The organism is Bacillus sp. LK2, assembly GCF_001043575.1.
GTDB lineage: Bacteria > Bacillota > Bacilli > Bacillales > Bacillaceae_G > Bacillus_A > Bacillus_A paramycoides.
The window spans coordinates 361,471-380,256 of sequence record NZ_LDUK01000001.1 but is presented as its reverse complement, the minus strand read 5'-3'; the positions used below and the strand labels follow the sequence as shown (position 1 = coordinate 380,256).

At 33.8% G+C, this 18,786-nt stretch carries 12 protein-coding genes; 10 read left to right on the top strand and 2 right to left on the bottom strand.

Going from position 1 to position 18,786, the window contains the following annotated elements:
- Positions 1 to 58 precede the first annotated feature (58 nt).
- From VK90_RS01855 to VK90_RS01845, 3 genes are all read left to right on the top strand, one after another.
- Entirely contained in the window at positions 59 to 457 is a 399-nt protein-coding gene (locus VK90_RS01855; protein WP_048370010.1) for a hypothetical protein, read from the top strand.
- A gap of 277 nt (positions 458 to 734) precedes the next feature.
- Positions 735 to 1,124: a hypothetical protein gene (locus VK90_RS01850; RefSeq protein ID WP_048370008.1), complete on the top strand. Its 390-nt coding sequence runs from the start codon at positions 735 to 737 to the stop codon at positions 1,122 to 1,124.
- Between the two features lie 173 nt (positions 1,125 to 1,297).
- Positions 1,298 to 1,588: a hypothetical protein gene (locus VK90_RS01845; RefSeq protein WP_048370006.1), complete on the top strand. Its 291-nt coding sequence runs from the start codon at positions 1,298 to 1,300 to the stop codon at positions 1,586 to 1,588.
- Positions 1,589 to 1,697: 109 nt separating this feature from the next.
- On the opposite strand, the gene VK90_RS01840 is transcribed toward VK90_RS01845, so the two are convergent.
- Positions 1,698 to 3,020: an MFS transporter gene (locus VK90_RS01840; protein ID WP_048370004.1), complete on the bottom strand. Its 1,323-nt coding sequence runs from the start codon at positions 3,018 to 3,020 to the stop codon at positions 1,698 to 1,700.
- Between the two features lie 225 nt (positions 3,021 to 3,245).
- On the opposite strand from VK90_RS01840, the gene VK90_RS01835 reads away from it, so the two are divergent.
- Genes VK90_RS01835 through VK90_RS01825 form a run of 3 tightly spaced genes read left to right on the top strand, consistent with a single transcriptional unit; the run spans position 3,246 to position 6,503 of the window.
- Positions 3,246 to 4,835 (top strand): ATP-binding protein, encoded by a 1,590-nt coding sequence (locus VK90_RS01835; RefSeq protein WP_048370001.1) that lies wholly within the window; start codon positions 3,246 to 3,248, stop codon positions 4,833 to 4,835.
- A gap of 19 nt (positions 4,836 to 4,854) precedes the next feature.
- Entirely contained in the window at positions 4,855 to 5,532 is a 678-nt protein-coding gene (locus tag VK90_RS01830) for a response regulator (RefSeq protein WP_048369999.1), read from the top strand.
- Positions 5,529 to 6,503 (top strand): tripartite tricarboxylate transporter substrate binding protein, encoded by a 975-nt coding sequence (locus tag VK90_RS01825; protein WP_048369996.1) that lies wholly within the window; start codon positions 5,529 to 5,531, stop codon positions 6,501 to 6,503. Before VK90_RS01830 ends, VK90_RS01825 begins: the two co-directional genes overlap by 4 nt.
- A gap of 110 nt (positions 6,504 to 6,613) precedes the next feature.
- On the opposite strand, the gene VK90_RS01820 is transcribed toward VK90_RS01825, so the two are convergent.
- Positions 6,614 to 8,008 carry a Sau3AI family type II restriction endonuclease gene (locus VK90_RS01820; RefSeq protein ID WP_048369994.1) on the bottom strand — a complete coding sequence of 465 codons (1,395 nt, stop codon included), beginning with the start codon at positions 8,006 to 8,008 and terminating at the stop codon, positions 6,614 to 6,616.
- Between the two features lie 339 nt (positions 8,009 to 8,347).
- Here VK90_RS01820 and dcm point away from each other — a divergent pair, with 339 nt between their 5' ends.
- From dcm to dptH, 4 genes are all read left to right on the top strand, one after another.
- On the top strand, positions 8,348 to 9,631 hold the full coding sequence (gene dcm / locus VK90_RS01815) for a DNA (cytosine-5-)-methyltransferase (RefSeq protein WP_048369991.1): 1,284 nt from the start codon (positions 8,348 to 8,350) through the stop codon (positions 9,629 to 9,631).
- A 256-nt stretch (positions 9,632 to 9,887) separates the two neighbouring features.
- Complete coding sequence (dptF, locus tag VK90_RS01810; RefSeq protein WP_048369989.1) at positions 9,888 to 12,254, top strand: DNA phosphorothioation-dependent restriction protein DptF; 2,367 nt, start codon at positions 9,888 to 9,890, stop codon at positions 12,252 to 12,254.
- 3 nt (positions 12,255 to 12,257) lie between these two features.
- Positions 12,258 to 13,643 (top strand): DNA phosphorothioation-dependent restriction protein DptG, encoded by a 1,386-nt coding sequence (dptG, locus tag VK90_RS01805; RefSeq protein WP_048369987.1) that lies wholly within the window; start codon positions 12,258 to 12,260, stop codon positions 13,641 to 13,643.
- Positions 13,624 to 18,708: a DNA phosphorothioation-dependent restriction protein DptH gene (gene dptH / locus VK90_RS01800; protein ID WP_048369985.1), complete on the top strand. Its 5,085-nt coding sequence runs from the start codon at positions 13,624 to 13,626 to the stop codon at positions 18,706 to 18,708. The genes dptG and dptH overlap by 20 nt, the downstream gene beginning before the upstream one ends.
- Positions 18,709 to 18,786 lie beyond the last annotated feature (78 nt).

Below are 18,786 nucleotides of genomic sequence, written 5' to 3'. Positions count from 1 at the left end.
TCTGGATATGTAAATCTGATTGATTTAACGTAAATTTATCAGAAAGAAGGTGAGAAATATGCACTTTGAACATGCACTTTTATTGCATATTTGTATCATTAACGGCGAAACGAAGCTTCCCTTATCAAAGGAAGAACTCTTTACTTACCTCTATCAAAAAGGTCAAATAAAGAGAGAACATTTTGATTATGCATGTGAATTATACGAGAAATATAAACGTTTTTCATCTGAGCTAAAGCGAAAAGTAGCCCAAAATATAAAAGAGTTTGAAGCAAATGAATATTGGATTCAGACCCGAGACGAACCACAAGAAGACAAAATAAAGCGTTTTTTCATTAACGCAAAAAGATATGAAGAAGTAATGAATGAAATATTTGAAGAAACACCCCATGTTCCTAACAATATATCTCTATTCTTGTTAGAAATAAAATCATGGTTACAACAAAAAAATAAATAATAATCATACTTGTTACTAAGTTCATATGGGATAAAAGGAGAAGGATTACAAAAGTAAGCAGCAAGATTTAATTCACGTATTTCAAACGTTAATTCAAAAAATTAATATCCATCAAAATGGGACGGTAGATATTATATATACTTTTGAAAGTCCATTATAAGGAGGGGGGATATAAACTCCTTCTTATTTTTGTTATGGATAACATTGGACAAGTAGTTATATATTCTTTTTCTTTGCATAGTCTTAATTGACATGAGAACGAAAGGGGATACTATAAATGTTTATTTTAAATGATATTAATATTGAAGATGATGAAATTCTAGAGTCTCATCCCATATGTCTTCAAAACAGGTGTAGCAAAGAAATTTCTTGTATGGGAATGTTAGTAAAAAGAAGATTAGAAGCCCAACAAATACGATTTGGAGATGTATATTATTATCAATTTGTATATTTTTATGGGAAAAGTCCTGTGGATTTTTTGAAAAGTGATTATGAAGATTTACAGCGGCAAGCATCTTTTGACATGGATCTTGAGATGATTGCAGATTTTCGTTATGCATTTAGTGAATATAGTTCATCACCAGGGTTAAGTTCTTCAATTAAAAATAAATATGTCTTATCTAATGATCTAGGAAACGCAATTATGCAGGTTAATCGAAATTATTGAATTTGACATAGAACTTGTCCGATTTTTCGTAAGTGGTACAAATGCAAAAGCATCACCATAACTACTAGTAGCCAAATGGGAAAGGCTTTTATCTGAAACTGAACTTCCTATATTTCTATCTCCTCAAAAAAGATTTATAGTTATATTATAAATCTTCTTAAGGAGAGAATATATTGAATAAGAAAAAGAGGATGAATATTGCTGTTTTTACAATCTTATTATTAATAATAGGATATACATCTTACACAATGTACAGCAAAAATATTACTCAAGATAAAGCTTCAAAAGTAGCAATATATCACATGAAGGATAAAGAAAATATAGATCTTGTAGTTACTAAAGTTGAGATTTTACATGGAGTACGTGAGGGTTTTATTGATGTAGAAGGTTATTCTAAAAATGATAAGAAAAAGAAAATCCATGTTACAATAAACAAAACTCAAAACTATTTAGTCTCCGGTTAGGGATTTAAGGATCAAAGGTAAACCATTAGATTACTCAAATAGTAAAGTAATTCAAGTCAAAAAAAGGCACCTTAGGGTGCCTTTTTTATTACAAGGATTAAAAATAATTTTAGCTAGATTTATTATTAGCTAGTTTATCTCCACCACTCAATTCCGCCTCAATCTGCGAAGTCTTTGAAGACTCTGACATACGCCAATACGTGATAAAGCTTATTGCGATACATCCAGCTACATAGAAGTAGAATAGTGATTCCAATCCGATACTCTTTAGCCATAATGCGATGAACTCTGCTGTTCCACCGAATATCGCAACTGTTAGTGCATATGGGAAGCCTACGCCTAATGCGCGAATTTCAGTTGGGAAGAGTTCCGCTTTTACAATTGCGTTAATGGAAGTATAACCAGTAACGATAATGAGACCGACCATCATGAGTAAGAATGCTACGATTGGTTCTGTTGTTTTTTCCAGGAAGAAGAATAGTGGTGCTGTTAGTAACGTTCCGAGAATACCGAAAGCCATTAATAGTGGGCGACGTCCAATTCGGTCGGATAGTAGCCCGGCAATCGGTTGAAGTACTACGAATATAAGTAGTGCGACAAAGTTAATCCAGCTTACAACTTCTTTCGGGAGACCGACTGTGTTTACCATGAATTTTTGTAAATATGTTGTGTACGTATAGAATGCAACAGTTCCGCCTAGTGTTAGGCCAACTACTGTTAATACTGCTTTCGGGTGTTTCATAAGCGCGCGAATGGTTCCGGCGCTTTCGCGATTTTTAGATTCCATTTTTGAAAACTGCTCTGATTCATCCATTGTGCGGCGAAGCCATAATACAGCTACTGCTCCCATCGCTCCAATAATGAACGGAATACGCCATCCCCAAGCCTTCATATCTGGCTCACTTAGTATTTGCTGAAGAACAATTTGAACACCTAACGCAACCATTTGCCCAGCGACGAGCGTTACATATTGGAAGCTTGAATAAAAACCACGGCGACCACTACTAGCCATCTCAGATAAATATGTTGCTGAAGTTCCATACTCTCCGCCGAGTGACAATCCTTGAAGTAAACGGGCAAGAACTAAAATAATTGGGGCCATGACACCAATGCTTTCGTAACTAGGTGTACAGGCAATGATTAAAGAACCACCGGCCATAATCGTAATAGAAAGAGTTAATGCTGCCCGGCGCCCGTGCCGATCGGCATACCGTCCCATTAATAGACTACCGATAGGACGCATTAAAAATCCGACTGCGAAAATAGCCGCTGTGTTTAGCAATTGACTAGTTGGATCTCCTTTAGGAAAGAACTCTGCTGAAAAATATACAGCGAAAGCAGAGTAAACGTACCAGTCGTACCATTCAATTAAATTGCCGACAGAACCTTTGAAGATGTTTCCGGTGACTCGGCTAGATTTTACTTGAGCCATAAAAATCCCCTCCTGCTTATAAATAAAAGTTATATATGAAAGCGTGTTCATTGTAGTTGAATTGTACTGTTTCTGGATAGTAATCTCAATATTATGACAATTCTATTCTTTTTGTACTTTATGTACATGACATTTTTATCTTAATAGTTGATTAATATTGAGTTTTGTCATAATAATTGAATAGGAGATTGATATTTTTGAATATTTAATCAAAGGATATGAAGCATGAAAAAATCACGAAAAGTGTCACTACAAACGAAAATATTAGGATTAGTCATTACATTAATTTTATTTGTCGTTCTCCTTTTAGCGGGAATATTTGTTTACATTCAGTCTGTTGATACGAAGCGCCAAGTGGAACAATTAGCTCTGCAAACAGCTAAATCTCTTTCTTTTATGCCAGCTATAAAAGAGGCTTTTCAATATAACGAACATAAAAGTACCATTCAATCAATTGCGGAACAAGTTCGTGAGCAAGCGGATGCAGATTATGTAATTGTAGAAGATCGGTATGGGGTTATTTATTCACATTCTAATTCGGAGTTAATTGGTACAAAGAGCAATAATCTATATAACTATGAAGCGCTCACTTTTGGTGGCTATTATACGCTCGAAGGGAAAGGTGCAAGCGGTCCTGCCTTAATGGCAAAGGCGCCAATTATTATTCATAACGGAGACTATGATCAAGTCGTGGGCGTTGTTACAGTAGAATTTTTAATAAAAGGTATTGAATCTAACATATTAAACAGAACGAAAGAAATTATACTCTTTTCCTTAGCGGTGTTACTAGTTGGAGTTATTGGCGGCATACTTTTAGCTCGTAGTATTCGAAAAGATACACTAGGCCTAGAACCGAATGAAATTGCAGCGTTATACCGGGAACGAAGCGCGATACTCTTGTCTATAAAAGAAGGAATCATCGCTATTGATCAAAACGGCTTTATTACTATGATGAACACTTCGGCAGAAGAAATGTTACATGTAAATGATGATTATGTGCATCAGCATATTTCAAAAGTTTTACCGGAATTTAATATGGAGAGAGTGCTAGAAAACGATCAAGAAATCGCATTTCAAGATAAAGTGTTTATTTTAAACATGACACCGATACTCGAAAATAACAGTACGGTAGGCGTTGTATGTAGTTTTAGAGATAAAACGGAATTGCAGAACTTAGTTAATACGATATCTGAGGTAAGAAAGTATTCAGAGGACTTACGTGCTCAAACACATGAATTCACAAATAAGCTTTTCGTGTTATCAGGCTTACTTCAGTTAGGACATTACAGAGAAGCTATTGAATTTATCCAACAAGAATCTAATATCCATCAAAGTCAAAACCATATTTTATTCCATCAAATTCATGATGCGAAAGTACAAGCTATTTTATTAGGAAAACTAGGGACAGCGTCTGAGAAGAAAATCGATTTTCATATTGAAGGAGATAGTGCGCTTCATCCGTTACCAGACCATATAAAAGTTTCGCACCTTATTACGATTCTTGGAAATATTATCGATAATGCGTTTGATGCGGTGAGTGAGCAAGAGGAGAAGAATGTTTCATTTTTTGTTACGGATATTGGACACGATATTGTCTTTGAAGTGATAGATAGTGGAGTGGGAGTACCAGCAGAAAAAATAGCTACCATTTTTCAAAAAGGATTTTCAACGAAAGGAACAGACCGTGGTTACGGGCTAGCAAACGTGAGAGAAATGGTAGATCTATTACAAGGAACAATTGAAATTCAGAACGAGAAAAATGGGGGAGCTATTTTTACAATTTACCTTCCGAAAACATTGAGAGAAAGTAAATGACAAACAGGGGGATGGACATATGTTGAAGGTTGCAATTGCAGAAGATGATTTCCGCGTAGCGCAAATTCAGGAGGAGTTTTTATCAAAAATAAAGGACGTAAAAGTTATTGGGAAAGCATTGAACGCGAAAGAAACGATGGAGCTATTACAAAAGGAAGAAATCGATTTGCTTCTATTAGATATTTACTTACCAGATGGAATCGGTACAGACTTATTGCTGAAAATCCATGCTGATTTTCCAAATGTTGACGTAATTATGGTTACAGCGGCGAATGAAAACCATATGTTAGAAAAAGCAATTCGAAATGGCGTAAGCAATTATCTTATAAAACCGGTCACGTTAGAAAAATTTGTGCGCACAATTGAGGACTATAAAAGAAAGAAACAATTATTACATAGTCACAGTGAAGTAAACCAAGCGCTTATTGATACATTTTTCGGTACTTCACAAATACAAGACATGAAAAACTTACCGACAGGTGTGGATCCGTTAACACTACAAAAGGTGAAAGGAATTATAAAAGGATTCGAAGAGGGAATTACAATAGAAGAAATGGGAGAACAGATGGGGGCCTCCAGAACAACCGCGAGAAGATATTTAGAATACTTAGTAGCAACAAACGAATGCACAGTAGAGTACACATACGGCATTATCGGACGACCAGAGCGAAAGTATCGAATAGGACGAAGGGTATGAAAAAGCGATTATTACTATTTATATGGGTCATTACAGGAGTAATAGCTGGTTGTTCTTCGGAAAAATCTCAAACGAATACAGTAAACATAGACAAAGTAGAAATCGTTGCGCCAAACGTTCAGGGCGCTGGATGGGACTTAACAGCACGAGCGATGCAAAAAGCACTTACTGAAGAAAAAATCTTCACAAAACCAATCACAGTCACAAACAAAGTAGGCGGCAGCGGTGATGTCGGATGGAAATATACGAAACAAAAAGGCGGTCACGTACTTGCGATAAACTCAAGCTTACTCATAACGAATAACCTACTAGGCCACAGTAAACTAACATATAAAGACTTCACACCGCTCGCAACACTAGCATCGGACTGGGAAGTCGTTGTCGTATCAAAAGACTCAAACATAGACAACGCAAAACAACTAATGGAACAACTAAAACAAGACAAGAAAAGCTTCCAAATCGGCGTTGCCCCCGGCTTAGGAAACGACGATCACCTATCCTTCGTACAAGTAAGCAAAGCATTCGGCATCAACCCTGCCGAACTAGAATTCTTCGTCTACGAAAACAAAGAAAAAATCATAAACGCCCTAACGAACAAACAAATTAACGCCGCAACAATGACCCTATCCGAAGCCGAAAAACAATACAAAGCAGGCAAAATAAAAATACTAGCTGTATCCTCCGAAAAACGTCTAGACCGACTACCAGAAATCCCGATGTGGAAAGAACAAGGAATCGACGTTGTCTTCCAGCATTGGAAAGGAATTATGGGGCCGAAAGATATGACGGAGGAAGAGGTTGCTTATTGGGATGATGTTATTAAGAGGATGGCTCAGAGTGATACTTGGAAGGGGATTTTGAGGGAGAGGGGTTGGAACTCTTTTTATAAGAATAGTGGAGAGACGAGGGGGTTTTTGGAGGAGGGTAGTTTAGGATATGGTGAGTTGGTAGGAGGAATTAGATTGAAATGATGAGAGGTAGTACTCCTACTCTTATAGAAAAACACCTTCTCATTGCATGTACTAATCATGTGAGGTGAGAAGGTGTTTTTTATGATATAGAGATTATAGATTAAGATAAATTATTCGTTAACGTTATTGGCAATAATAGAAGCAATATAAGAATTATTCAACCAATAACACTGTTTTGTAATTTGCTGACCATCAGGTAAAGTTACTTTATCAGCACCGTTGCGGGCTTTTGGTCTAATATGTGTAACACCGTTGAAAGTCATTTTTGGTAAGTTGTTTACTTCAACTTCTTTATCACCACGTTTTTTATATTCAATTTGAATACCCTCATTTATTACTTTATTAACTTCTTCCCATAGTTCACGTACTTCTTTTTCTATTGTAGGGGCAGGCATGTTCCAAAGTTTAATACCTTTAAAGTAGAGTTTACGGTTTGGGTTTTCTTTTTTTGTTTGGTTAAATTCAAAAATTACGAATAAAAACTTGGTTTGATAGAAGCGTTCGCGGATTTCGCTTTCTTCCCACGATTCGTTTGTCCACTGATGAAAATCAATCGTTTCAAATGACATGCTTTGTTCTGGTTTTCCGTTTGGTTCTAAACGAATTGTTTTGAATTCTATATTTGCTTTCGCAAACTCTTCAATTTTATCGAGTCGAGTTCCTTTAATACCAAGTAAAGAGCTTACTAATAATGGAACAAAGCTCTTGGTTGTAGGTTTGTAATCGATAGATAATTTTTGAGCGATTTCTTGATCAGTTAGGCCTATGTAATTCTCAAATTTTGAGTAAAGGATTTCTTCTAATGATTTTCCTTTTAGTTCATTTGTTGTTGTAAAACTTACTAGTTCTTCGTTTAGGTGATATCTGCGAACTAGTGCTGTCATATAAGAAGGCTTTAATGAAAAAGCTCTTTGCATTGCTTGAATTTCAGAATGCGGTTGTGAGCGAAGTGAATTTTTATTGGAACCTTTTGTGCAAGCTCCTAAATAGTTTGTATCACCTTCAGATAATTCATGTGCTTTGCCAGCACGAATTTTATTTATGATGATTTCCCAATCTTGTTTAATTATTTCTAAATCAGCTTCGGGATAGGTGAATAAAAGGCTTTTTGTAATATGAAAATCTTTACGGTCTACGCCAGGCACCCATTCATAGAACATTAATAGTAGCTTTTCGTTTTTCTTCCAAAAGCTGGATGTCTCAAAGCGTGTATGAACTTCTTCCATATAGTTGATAATATTTAAAACTAAGCGTTCTTTGGCTGATAATGAACCGTTTTTATTTTGTTTAAACGCTGTTACTTTTAGTTCAATACCAAGGTGTTTAAAATCAGCTTCAGCATTCGAATTTACTTCATATCCGAAAAAACTTTCCTCAATTACTTGACCTAATCCGCCTTTTGATTTTGTGTTTGCGAGTCGGTCAGTTGCATCGATTTCACCGAATGTTTTTCCTTCAGCTTCATGTGCTTTTTGCATTAGTTCTTCTATTGTAGTGTATTCCATAATAAGCTCCTTTCCATATCTATTGCTGCGTTATATGTTTATAAAACATTACATATAAAGTTATGCTATAATTAAAAGCTGTTTCAATTTATATAAGTAAAATTTATAAGGAGGAAAAGGCAGTTTGTTCTATTAAATAACTGTTATATTGGATCTGTTCAAGAGAAGTTATTTCCTTTATAATATTGATATTGCGGCGAATTGTTTTTTTAATTGTTACAAGCAAAAAAGGAATTGTAAAAAAGTATGGTTCTTGAAATGTTATAGTTGATCTTTTCCTCACTTTTTATTATAATGAAGCATAGATAAATAAAATACCGAAAGGATGTTCGTGTATTTATGGTGAAAGTAGTAGAACTTTTTGCGGGAGTAGGAGGTTTTAGATTAGGACTGGAAGCAAACGAAAACTTTGAAGTTCTTTGGGGCAACCAATGGGAGCCCTCAACTAAAGCACAACATGCATTTAATTGTTATGCAACTCGCTTTGAAAATAAAGGAATACATGTAAATAGAGATATAGCTGAAGCTTGGCCGGAAGTACCTGAACATGATTTATTAGTAGGAGGCTTTCCTTGCCAAGACTATTCTGTCGCACGTACTTTATCAAATGAAAAAGGAATACAAGGGAAAAAAGGTGTTCTTTTTTGGGAGATAATGAACATAGTTAATTCTCGCAAGCCAAGGTTTGTTTTATTAGAGAATGTAGATAGATTATTGAAGTCACCAGCAAAACAAAGAGGTCGTGATTTTTCTATTATGCTGGCGAGTTTTAGAGATGCAGGATATGCAGTTGAATGGAGAGTTATTAACGCTGCGGATTATGGAAACTCACAAAGAAGACGAAGAGTATTTATTTTTGCATACTTAAAAGAATCTCATTTCGCATCTATTCAAAATGGAATGAAGTCGTTAGAGATATTGTGTAAACATGGATTCTTCGCTCCAATTTTTAATGTGCATGAAGCACCAGAGGAGAACAAAAAAAGAGGGCAATTTGAGTTGCCGGTCGATATTATTGAGGTTTCTGATACATTTAAAGAGGAATACTATAATTCGGGCGTGATGATAGATGGACAAGTTTATACTGAAGAAGTAGTTCCAGTAACTGAAAATCCAGAGACTTTAGGTGAAGTTGTTCAGAAAGCATATGATAAATTTGGTCCTGCCAATGAATCATATTATTTGAAAATGGATAAAGTTAATAAAAAGGGCAGAACGGAATTTGAGGAACTTAAGTATCTTAAGGGTCCAAAAAAGGAAGAAAGAGTATCGAAGGCTACAGGACATAAATATTTCTACTCTGAGGGAGGAATGGCTTTCCCAGATGATTTAGATAAGCCCGGACGTACAATGTTAACAAGTGAAGGAACATGTAATAGAAGTTCCCATGTAATTGAAGATCCTTATACAAAAAGACTAAGATATTTAACACCAGCTGAATGTGAGTTGTTAAATGGGTTCCCAATGGACTGGACAAATACAGGTATGCCACAAAGAAACAGATACTTTTGTATGGGAAATGCTTTAGTGGTTGATTTGGTGGAGCGAATGGGTCAGAGGATTTTAGAGATTAACAAAGAAGAAGAGAAGATGGATAGTATTGTGCAGTTAAGTTTATTCTAAGAAATAAATAGAGCACATGCTTATTAGATGTTTAAAATAATAAAGTATTGGAATAACCTGGGTTCTATAGACTCAGGTTATTTTTTATGCAAGTTTTTAATTGAAAATGGAGTAGTTAATAGGGAAATAATTAACTTTATTGTGAATGGATAATCCACTAATTCCCTTTTTTCTTAATACCGACAATTTATCTATAGATATTGTATAATATGGAATATATTCGAAACGTATTTTTATATTAAGAGGTGTTACATCATTGGAGAAATATACATTTGATTTTCTACAAGAGATATTCCCTGAGTTAGCGGAAATTGGTAGGGAGATTGAAAATATTTTTTATCAAGATCCCCAATCGGTTTTAATTAAGGGAAGAATATTTTCAGAGTTATTATCAAAACGCATTGCGGAAGAGCATGAACTGTACGACGTACAATATTTAAAACAAGTAGATCGTATTCAAAAGTTAGAAAGAGAAGATATTTTATCAAAAGAAATTTCACGTTCATTTGATACAGTTCGCTATTTAGGAAATAAAGCGGCGCATGAACATATTGAAAGTGGAGTAGAGAGTGCTTTTAAAATGCATAAAAATCTATTCCAAATTGCAGTGTGGTTTATGGAGGTATATGGGAGTTATGAGTTTGTCGCCCCGAAATATAAACACCCACAGCCGAAGAGTAGTGTACATATTGTGGAGAAATTAGAAGAAAAGATATCTGCTAGTTTAGAAGAAAAGTTAAAAGTGCTAATTGAGATTGCAAGTAAACAAAATACATCAAATCAAACTGAGGAATTAACAGAAATAAATAACGCTGAGATTGCAGTAGGACTAGAAGTTGAAGATAAACAATCTATGGATAATGAGGAAGAAACAGATAACCATTTGGGGTATGATGATTTTATTTTTGGAGAAGGAGAGAGCTATTTACTAGCAGAACTCTCGAAGCTGAAAGAATCATCTCAAGAGGCTATTGAAAATCCTAATGAATTTAGTTCTTTTAAGGATTATTTACATGTTGAAAGAACGATACAGAACGATATGATGTCTGCTTTAACTACAGCAGCAGGAGAAAATACAAGCCAATTAATTTTCTTGTGTGGTAGCGTTGGAGATGGGAAATCACATTTATTATCGTATGTGAAAAATAAGTATCCTGAATTAATGGAAGAATTTTTGGTTCATAATGATGCTACGGAAAGCTTTGATCCACAAAAGAGTTCTCTTGATACATTAGCGGAAGTATTAAAGCCGTATAGTGATAGTGAGATTGACGGTTCTGGATGTAAGCTAATTTTAGCTATTAACCTAGGAGTGCTGCATAACTTTATTGAATCAGATTATGCAAAAGAGCACTATCAAACTTTAACAAAATTTATTGAGGAATCAGGAATATTCGAGGCAAATGAAGTTGCTACTAATCAACAAAGCGGTAATTTTCACTTGATTAGCTTTAGTGATTATCAACCTTTTGAATTAACTAGCGAAGGGCCAAAATCGGATTACTTTTCATCTATTTTAAAGCGAATTGTAGTTGAGTCAGAAAGAAATCCATTCTATCAAGCTTATTTGAAGGATAAGAAACGTGGTATAAATGGATTCTTTATGGTGAATTATGAGTTATTGCAGCAGCAACAGATACGAGATGGTGTTTTAAGCATACTAATTGAAGCAATAGTTAAGCATAAGATGATTATTTCGACACGCTCCATGCTTAATTTTATTTATGATATTTTAGTACCATCTCATGGGAATGAAGATTTTCTTGGGGCAGGTATGATGGAAAAAACAGAAGCTTTATTGCCGAATCTATTATTTGATGGTCAAGAAAAATCGAATTTACTAGCAGTTATTTCTAAAATGGATCCTATTCATCTTCGATCAAATAGTGTAGACCAAATGCTAATTGAGCTAAATAACTCAGTGAATATGAAGAATACTTTCCAAAAACATTTAGATTTACATGGACTTGATGGATGGATAGAGGGGCTAGAAGAGATGGGGCCTTTCTTTGAGTTAAGTGATTCATCTAGACAGGTATTCAATAAAACGTTAATACGTATGTCATTCTTTTTATCTCCAGTTTTAAATGAAATGTTCGCGGATGAAAATTATAAGAAATATATGGAATATTTATATGCCTTTAATAAAGGAAATCGATCCGATTTAAGAGATATGTATAATTTAGCGAGAAAATCGATATTCTTGTGGAACGGAAGTCCGAAGTCAGATTATGTATTTATGGATTATTCAAATGATACTACTCAGGTTGCACAGTTTCTTAAAATCAAGCCGGTTGTAGGACATTTGAAAGGAATAGAATTAGATGTTTTAAATCGATTTAAATTAAATATATTACTTGCTTTTTCCAATGAAGATAAAGTAGCTCCTGTATATCTGGAAATTGATTATCCGTTATATGAAATGATGGTTAAACTTTCAAAAGGTTATCGCCCGAATAAAAAGGATAAAGAAGATTGTATTCAGTTCGTTGAATTTGTGGATAAGATAATGAAACTAGGAAATAGAGAAAAAGAATTATTGTTTGTTCAATCTAATGGAAATGGAATATTTAAACTAATATACGACGAAGATTTTGAAGAATTTACGTTTAGAAGGGATTAGAAAATGATTGTAAGAGAGAATTTAGAGGATTTGAAAAGTTCGCTGAGTATTAAACCGGAAAAATTAGGATTAAAACATACAATAAATAAAAAAGCTCCTCTGTTACCTTTCTCTACACGAGGAACAGAGCGGGCAAAATTTGTAAAAGGGTTTCAGGGAATATTAGGAGAATTTACGCGTCTTGTCAGCGGAAATAAGTTGAAAATGGAAGTTAACCTAGAAGAACTTATTGGAGAGATTAGTAAATCTGTTGATGTCTCGCAGCAAGATAAGTCGCACTTTGAACAAATATTGCGTACCTTTTTACAAGATAGTGACAATACAATTAAAATTTTTCATTTGCATTTATTTCAATATTTACCGTTAAGTGAAAGTGCAGATAAAAAAGGAGAACAAGATATTGCTAGGTTTCTTTTAGATGTCTTATTAGGTGAAAAAGAAACAGTAAAAGAGATTTTTGGAAAAAGCGATTCAACAGATTTAATGTCACGTCTTGTGTTAAAGCAATTAGATCATTTAGAGAAAGATGAAAAAGAAAGTCGTTATGTTAATCAAATTCCATTTATTTCGAAGCTATTCAAAGAAGATTTTCAATTTTTAGCGGAGCATAAAGATTATTTTAGAACCCATTATCACTTGTTTCTTAGTTATTATTACTTCTTATATATTACTCAATTGACTTTAAAGCTCTCACAAGGTGTGAAAGCGAACTTTAGTGAGAACAACGAAGTTTATTTTACACTTGACTGGGAGTCTACGAGTAAGAATAGAAAAAGTTATACTCATGGTTATCAAATGATTAAAGGCACAGGTAGACATTTACTACTTCATATCAATTGCTTAGAACATTTAAATTTCTTAATGGGGGTAGAAAAAGCAGGTGGCTATCCTGAATTGAAGGAAACATATCAGCAATTATCCGATGAGAATCAAAAAGTATTTTTAGAGATGCTTTGTGACTGGGTTATGGAATATAGAAGACATTTAGGTCTTGGGATTTATGAAGAAAATTTAGAATTAGAATATGATACGCTTATACAATCTTTATTCCGTAGTATAGAAGAAGCTTATGAAAAAGATACGATGCAAGGACCTCGACATAGATATTCTTTATCAATAGAAGAGATTGGAAAAAAATATTTCTTAAAAACTCGAGGTTCACTTGGTTATATGCTTAATATTAGCCAAGATATGTTATTGCTACTAACAGCATTGAGTTTGAAAAAGGAAAGAAAACCTTTAAAGCAAGTATTTATAGATTTAGAGGCTAGAGGTTTATTCTTTGATCGGTACTCAAAAGAAGAAATTGTACAGTTATTTGATAAGCTGAATTTAATAGACAAAAAAAGTGATAGCGGTGATGCACAGTATGTTAAACCAATTTTATAATTATCTTTCAGATAAACTAATAAATTATTTAGAAGCGGAAAACCTTAGAGGTGGAGAGCGATTTTATCTTCAATTTGATAATCATGAACAAGTAAAAGCGTTTTATGACACATTAAAAGAACAAGATTTATCGCAGGCGTTTTATTATCAGCATAAGCAAGGTACTCCATACGAAACGATTGCTATTAAGGTTTCAGAGGAGATGAAAGTAGTAGTTGCGACTACATCAGAAAATGTTACTCCTGACTTTTTAGTAACACTTCGTAATGAAGTCGGTGAACAAAAGGATGTTTGGGAGAAAACAGCTTTACTTAGTATATGTCATGAGACACTGGACAGTATTAAGGGGGGTAGCAGTGATTTACAAAAAGAAGGTATGCCATTTAATGTGAAATCAATTTTGAAAACATTAAAAGAGGAAATTGAAACTTCTAATCTAAACAAAGACGAAAGGGAAGTACTATCATTTTATTTACGAAAAAAATTGGATGATACAATTGTGCGACCATCTCTTTGGGATTATGAAGAAATTCTTGGATTTTTATCAAAGCAAGAAATTGTGAGAGAAGATTATTCTAATTTAGGCATTTTCTATGATGAAAATTTAAATCAATTTACTTCAGCTCAAATGAAAAAAAGGTTAGAAGAAAATGCTTCATTTTTTGAGAAAGTACAACATATGCAAGAGTATGAGCATTTAGAGAGTCAATTAGAAAAATTATTCGATGAGAAAGGTGTTTCCCGTCTGAAGAAAGAAGATTGGAAGCAAACGGATTATAATTTTGTTAAAGAGTCTAACGACAATTTGATTGCAACAGATCGTCCGTTAGATTACATTGAATCAACCAAGAAATATTCAAAAGAGGGTCTATTGTACTGGGAGAAAGCACAGGCTGATACAAAGGCTGGACGACGTAAACGACATATCGTTGTTTTTAATCCTACACAAATAGAAAACATTAACATAAACTTTGAATTTGAAGAAAAATTGAAGAAGGAATACATTCATAAAAATTCACAGAATTTTTGTGGGGTATCTGGAAAAAAACTATCTGTAAATTTAGTTCATAAGCAAAATGAAACCTCATTCCATAAAGTTGTATATACACATAAAATGAAATCTAAGTCAAAGTATGAGTTTCATATTGCTGTTGTTGAATGTGAAGCCGCATTTTTACAAGCTCTCCAAACAATTTATGAAGTGAATGTGAATAAGAAAAATGTAGTTATGAATAAAGCAGAAGAACGTATTGTTTTTGGTGATATTTCTAGCGAGCCAGAAGAATTATTTATTGAAGAAGATGTACAGGTTATAAATTGGCAAGGAGGGAGCTTTGAAGTTTCGGACTCTTCTCCAGCATGGAACGATGATAGCCTATCTTTTTCTATTCAAATTAAAACATCTCTTATTCCTATTCTTATTAAAGAGCAAGTTGCAAAGACCGTCCCGGTATCAGGAGAAAGGGTATGGAAATTAAAAAGAGAGCATCAAGAAAGTTTTGAATATAGCCTTGATACAAATAAATTAAAACAAGGTGCAAGAGAATTTTCGGCGAGAGAAGGATTTCGAAATTATTTACAAGATGAGAGAGTATGGATCGAAAATGAAATTGCTTTTGCAATTAGAGGAGTATCAGGTTTAAGCAAGGTTGGATTAGCACTTAATTCAGCATTGAAAGATGCGTACCAAGCATTATTAAATTACTATAAATTTAATAATACGGTTCCTAGTCTTTGTTTTGTGGGTGATCAATTAAGAGAGTTGTCTATAAGATACTTGAAAGCTTTTAACGAAAGCGTTGCTCATATACAAGAAAATGTAATGTTAAAAGAAGAAGAAAAGAATCTGTTTAAATTGGGAGTTATTGAGGAGGAGCAAAGAGTTATACTAACACCGTTGCACCCTCTTAATGTTGCCTACCAGTTAAGTATTAATGATGAAATTAAAAACGAAGTAGTTGAAATGCATATTTTAAATCGTCTGCATCCTAACAATCTATTACCATATATATATGGGCAGAATGATGAATTGTATCGTCCAGTTGCTCAAAATGAAGCGCCTGAATGGATTGTTTATGAACCACTTCATAAGGTTGCGATTGGGGAATCTAATGCATTTTTAGCTAATGTAGTTGAAGAAAAGCTTCAACAATTTGTGGAGCATTTCCAATACTTATTTTTACAAGAATCTAAGTCTCCGATACGAATCAATGTCATTAATATAAATAATGATAAGGAAGTTGTAAGAGGTTTAGTGCATTTTATTAAGAAGCAAATAGATAAAAAAGGACCATCAAAAATTATACCAGTAGAGGTTGCTTTATATCATGAGAATAATATATTAAGTGCCTTTGAAAAGTTTTCGATATATGATGATGTTCAAAAGTTCGAGGAGTTCTTTGAATTATCGTTAGCATCAAAGAATCTTGATGCTGTAGACGTATTAAGACTGATTCGAGAAAATGTTTTCTACTATAAACTTATAGGTACGAAAGAATATGGTTACGCTCATATTTCATTCTATAAAATGATTTCAAATGAGAAGCATGCGAAAAGTACAATGGAAGATATTGAAACAGGATTATCTTTAAATGGAATGTTATCATCTCTATCATCTATTAGTACGGAAGTAGATTATCGTACAGGCTTTGGATTGAAAAATGCATTGAATGATGAACATTTGCTAATTCAAACTGCTAGAGGAATGAATGAATTAGGAAGTAATTTAAATAACGAGGGTACAAACCCTTACCGTAAGAATGAAACAATTGTTACGAGAACATCTACTTATGACGAACAAATTTTAGAACATTTATATGAGTCTTCTTATTGGGTAACATTTATTGAGCCTAATGTTGGTTTAGATTTCTTCCAAGATTCATCACGTAATTTATTGGTCATTCATTATAGTGATCAATATTCTTCATCAAGCCAGTATGATGCAATTACAGTAACGGATAAAGCAAGACAATACAGAGCAGTTATTGAACAGTATTTGGCAGAAAAAGAAATTGTTTCGACACCTGAAAAAATCAATACAGCTATTAGAGCTTTCAATAGTTTAAATGGTGAGTGGTTGCTACGAATCATAGGAAGTAAGGGGCAATTCTCAAGAGAAAAGTTAAGTGTTATTTCAGCTGTGAAATATATATTAAGTGCTTTAGATCATGAGAATATTTTATGGATTCCTATCTCATTAGAAGAAATATTGCGTGTTGCTGGAGCGGTCAAATTAACGAAAAGTGAAGGGGTATTTTCTGCAAAAAATCTAGGTGGAAAAGGTGCACATAGTGACGATTTACTGTTAATCGGAGTAGAAATGCAAGATGGAAAATTATTAGTGCATTTTTATCCAGTGGAAGTAAAAATCGGTTTAAATCAAGACAGTGCTATTGCAAAAGCGAAAGAACAAATTAATGCTACTAAGCAACTGTTTGATACGCAACTTTCTAAAGTAAGTGAAGATGGTTTACATGTATTTAAACATAAGTTTTTCCGAAACTTCTTCGTACAGTTACTGCTAGCGAATGCTGAGAAATTTATTGCAAATAACATTTGGCCAGAAAAATCTTATGAGAAAATTGAAGAACTAAAGAAAAGATTATTAAATGATGATTATGAAATGAGTGGACATTTGGATGATAAAATTGGAAAAGGAGCAATTTTATCATTCAAAAAGGAACAAGCATGGAGATCTGTTAAAATCGAAGAAGATATTTTATTAGTGGAATTAACCGAAGAGGATGGATATGAAGGAGTAGTCGAAGAAATTGAAGCGCTCAAAACGAAAATTCATTCTGGTGGAACTGATATTAATCCAAATAGATTATTGAATCAGAATCATGACTCCAATCAAGAGTTAAAAAATCCTAGCAATGAAGTAGTTCCAACTATACCTCATTCTCAAGAAGTAATAGAAGAAAAAGAAACAAAAGAATTAAAGGACGTCCGCGTTTTGTTAGGAACGGTAGAGGGATCGACACAGGAAATATATTGGGAATTTGGAAATCCAGAGCTAGCGAATAGACATATTTTAATTTCGGGTAAATCAGGGCAAGGTAAGAGCTACTTTATTCAATGTTTACTTCTTGAACTAGCACAAAATGGAATTTCCAGTATGATATTTGACTATACAGATGGATTCAAGAATTCTAAGTTAGAACCAGAATTTAAAGAGAAACTTCAAGATAATATTGAACAATTCCTAGTAGCAAAAGATAAATTCCCAGTAAATCCATTTAAACGAAATCAAAAAGAATTGGATGAAGGAATTTATATCGATGAAGATAATACAGATGTTGCTGAACGAATTAAAAGTGTATTTTCAGCTGTATATAAAGATTTAGGCATTCAGCAACAAAATGCTATATATGAAGCTGTAATGCGTGGTTTAGATAAATATGGTGAGAATATGAACTTAAATTATTTATTAGCTGAGCTAGAAGAAGATACTTCTGGACCAGCTAAAACAGCAAGGTCACAAATTAAGCCATTTATTGATAAGAATCCATTTAATCATAATGCTGTATATGATTGGGGAGACATACTGAACCAAAAAGGTAAAGTGTTTATTGTACAATTAACAGGCTTTAATAGAGATGTACAGCTCATGATTACAGAGTTTATCTTATGGGATATTTGGAACTATCAATTGCACCATGGAGACAAAAATAAACCATTCCCAGTTATATTAGATGAGGCACAAAATCTTGATCATCGAGAAAAATCACCAAGTGCAAAAATTTTAACTGAAGGAAGGAAATTTGGTTGGTCAGGTTGGTATGCAACACAATCATTAAAAGGGCAATTTACAACAGATGAAATTTCACGATTACAGAATTCAAGCCAAAAAGTGTATTTCATGCCACCAGAAAATGAAATTAGTGCTATTGCATCGAACCTTGCTCAAGATTCAGCTGTACGTAAAGAATGGGAAAAACGACTTGCAACATTAAAGAAAGGTCAATGTATCACTTCGGGACCAATGTTACAGAAAGATGGTACGTTGAAGTCGGGTAGTCCTGTGATTATTAATATTAGTGCGTTGCAGGATAGATTGAAGTAATAAATTAATAGTGATATGAAAGTTTTAGAAAACCACCTTGGACGGTATATTTGTTTGAGGTGGTTTTTTTTTGTGAAC

Excerpts from the sequence above, each read along its gene's own strand:
- VK90_RS01855 (WP_048370010.1), top strand. The coding sequence starts at position 59 with ATGCACTTTGAACATGCACTTTTATTGCATATTTGTATCATTAACGGC.
- VK90_RS01835 (WP_048370001.1), top strand. The coding sequence starts at position 3,246 with ATGAAAAAATCACGAAAAGTGTCACTACAAACGAAAATATTAGGATTA.
- VK90_RS01840 (WP_048370004.1), bottom strand. The coding sequence starts at position 3,020 with ATGGCTCAAGTAAAATCTAGCCGAGTCACCGGAAACATCTTCAAAGGT.
- dptH (WP_048369985.1), top strand. The coding sequence starts at position 13,624 with ATGTTAAACCAATTTTATAATTATCTTTCAGATAAACTAATAAATTAT.
- VK90_RS01820 (WP_048369994.1), bottom strand. The coding sequence starts at position 8,008 with ATGGAATACACTACAATAGAAGAACTAATGCAAAAAGCACATGAAGCT.
- VK90_RS01830 (WP_048369999.1), top strand. The coding sequence starts at position 4,855 with ATGTTGAAGGTTGCAATTGCAGAAGATGATTTCCGCGTAGCGCAAATT.
- dcm (WP_048369991.1), top strand. The coding sequence starts at position 8,348 with ATGGTGAAAGTAGTAGAACTTTTTGCGGGAGTAGGAGGTTTTAGATTA.
- VK90_RS01850 (WP_048370008.1), top strand. The coding sequence starts at position 735 with ATGTTTATTTTAAATGATATTAATATTGAAGATGATGAAATTCTAGAG.
- VK90_RS01825 (WP_048369996.1), top strand. The coding sequence starts at position 5,529 with ATGAAAAAGCGATTATTACTATTTATATGGGTCATTACAGGAGTAATA.
- dptG (WP_048369987.1), top strand. The coding sequence starts at position 12,258 with ATGATTGTAAGAGAGAATTTAGAGGATTTGAAAAGTTCGCTGAGTATT.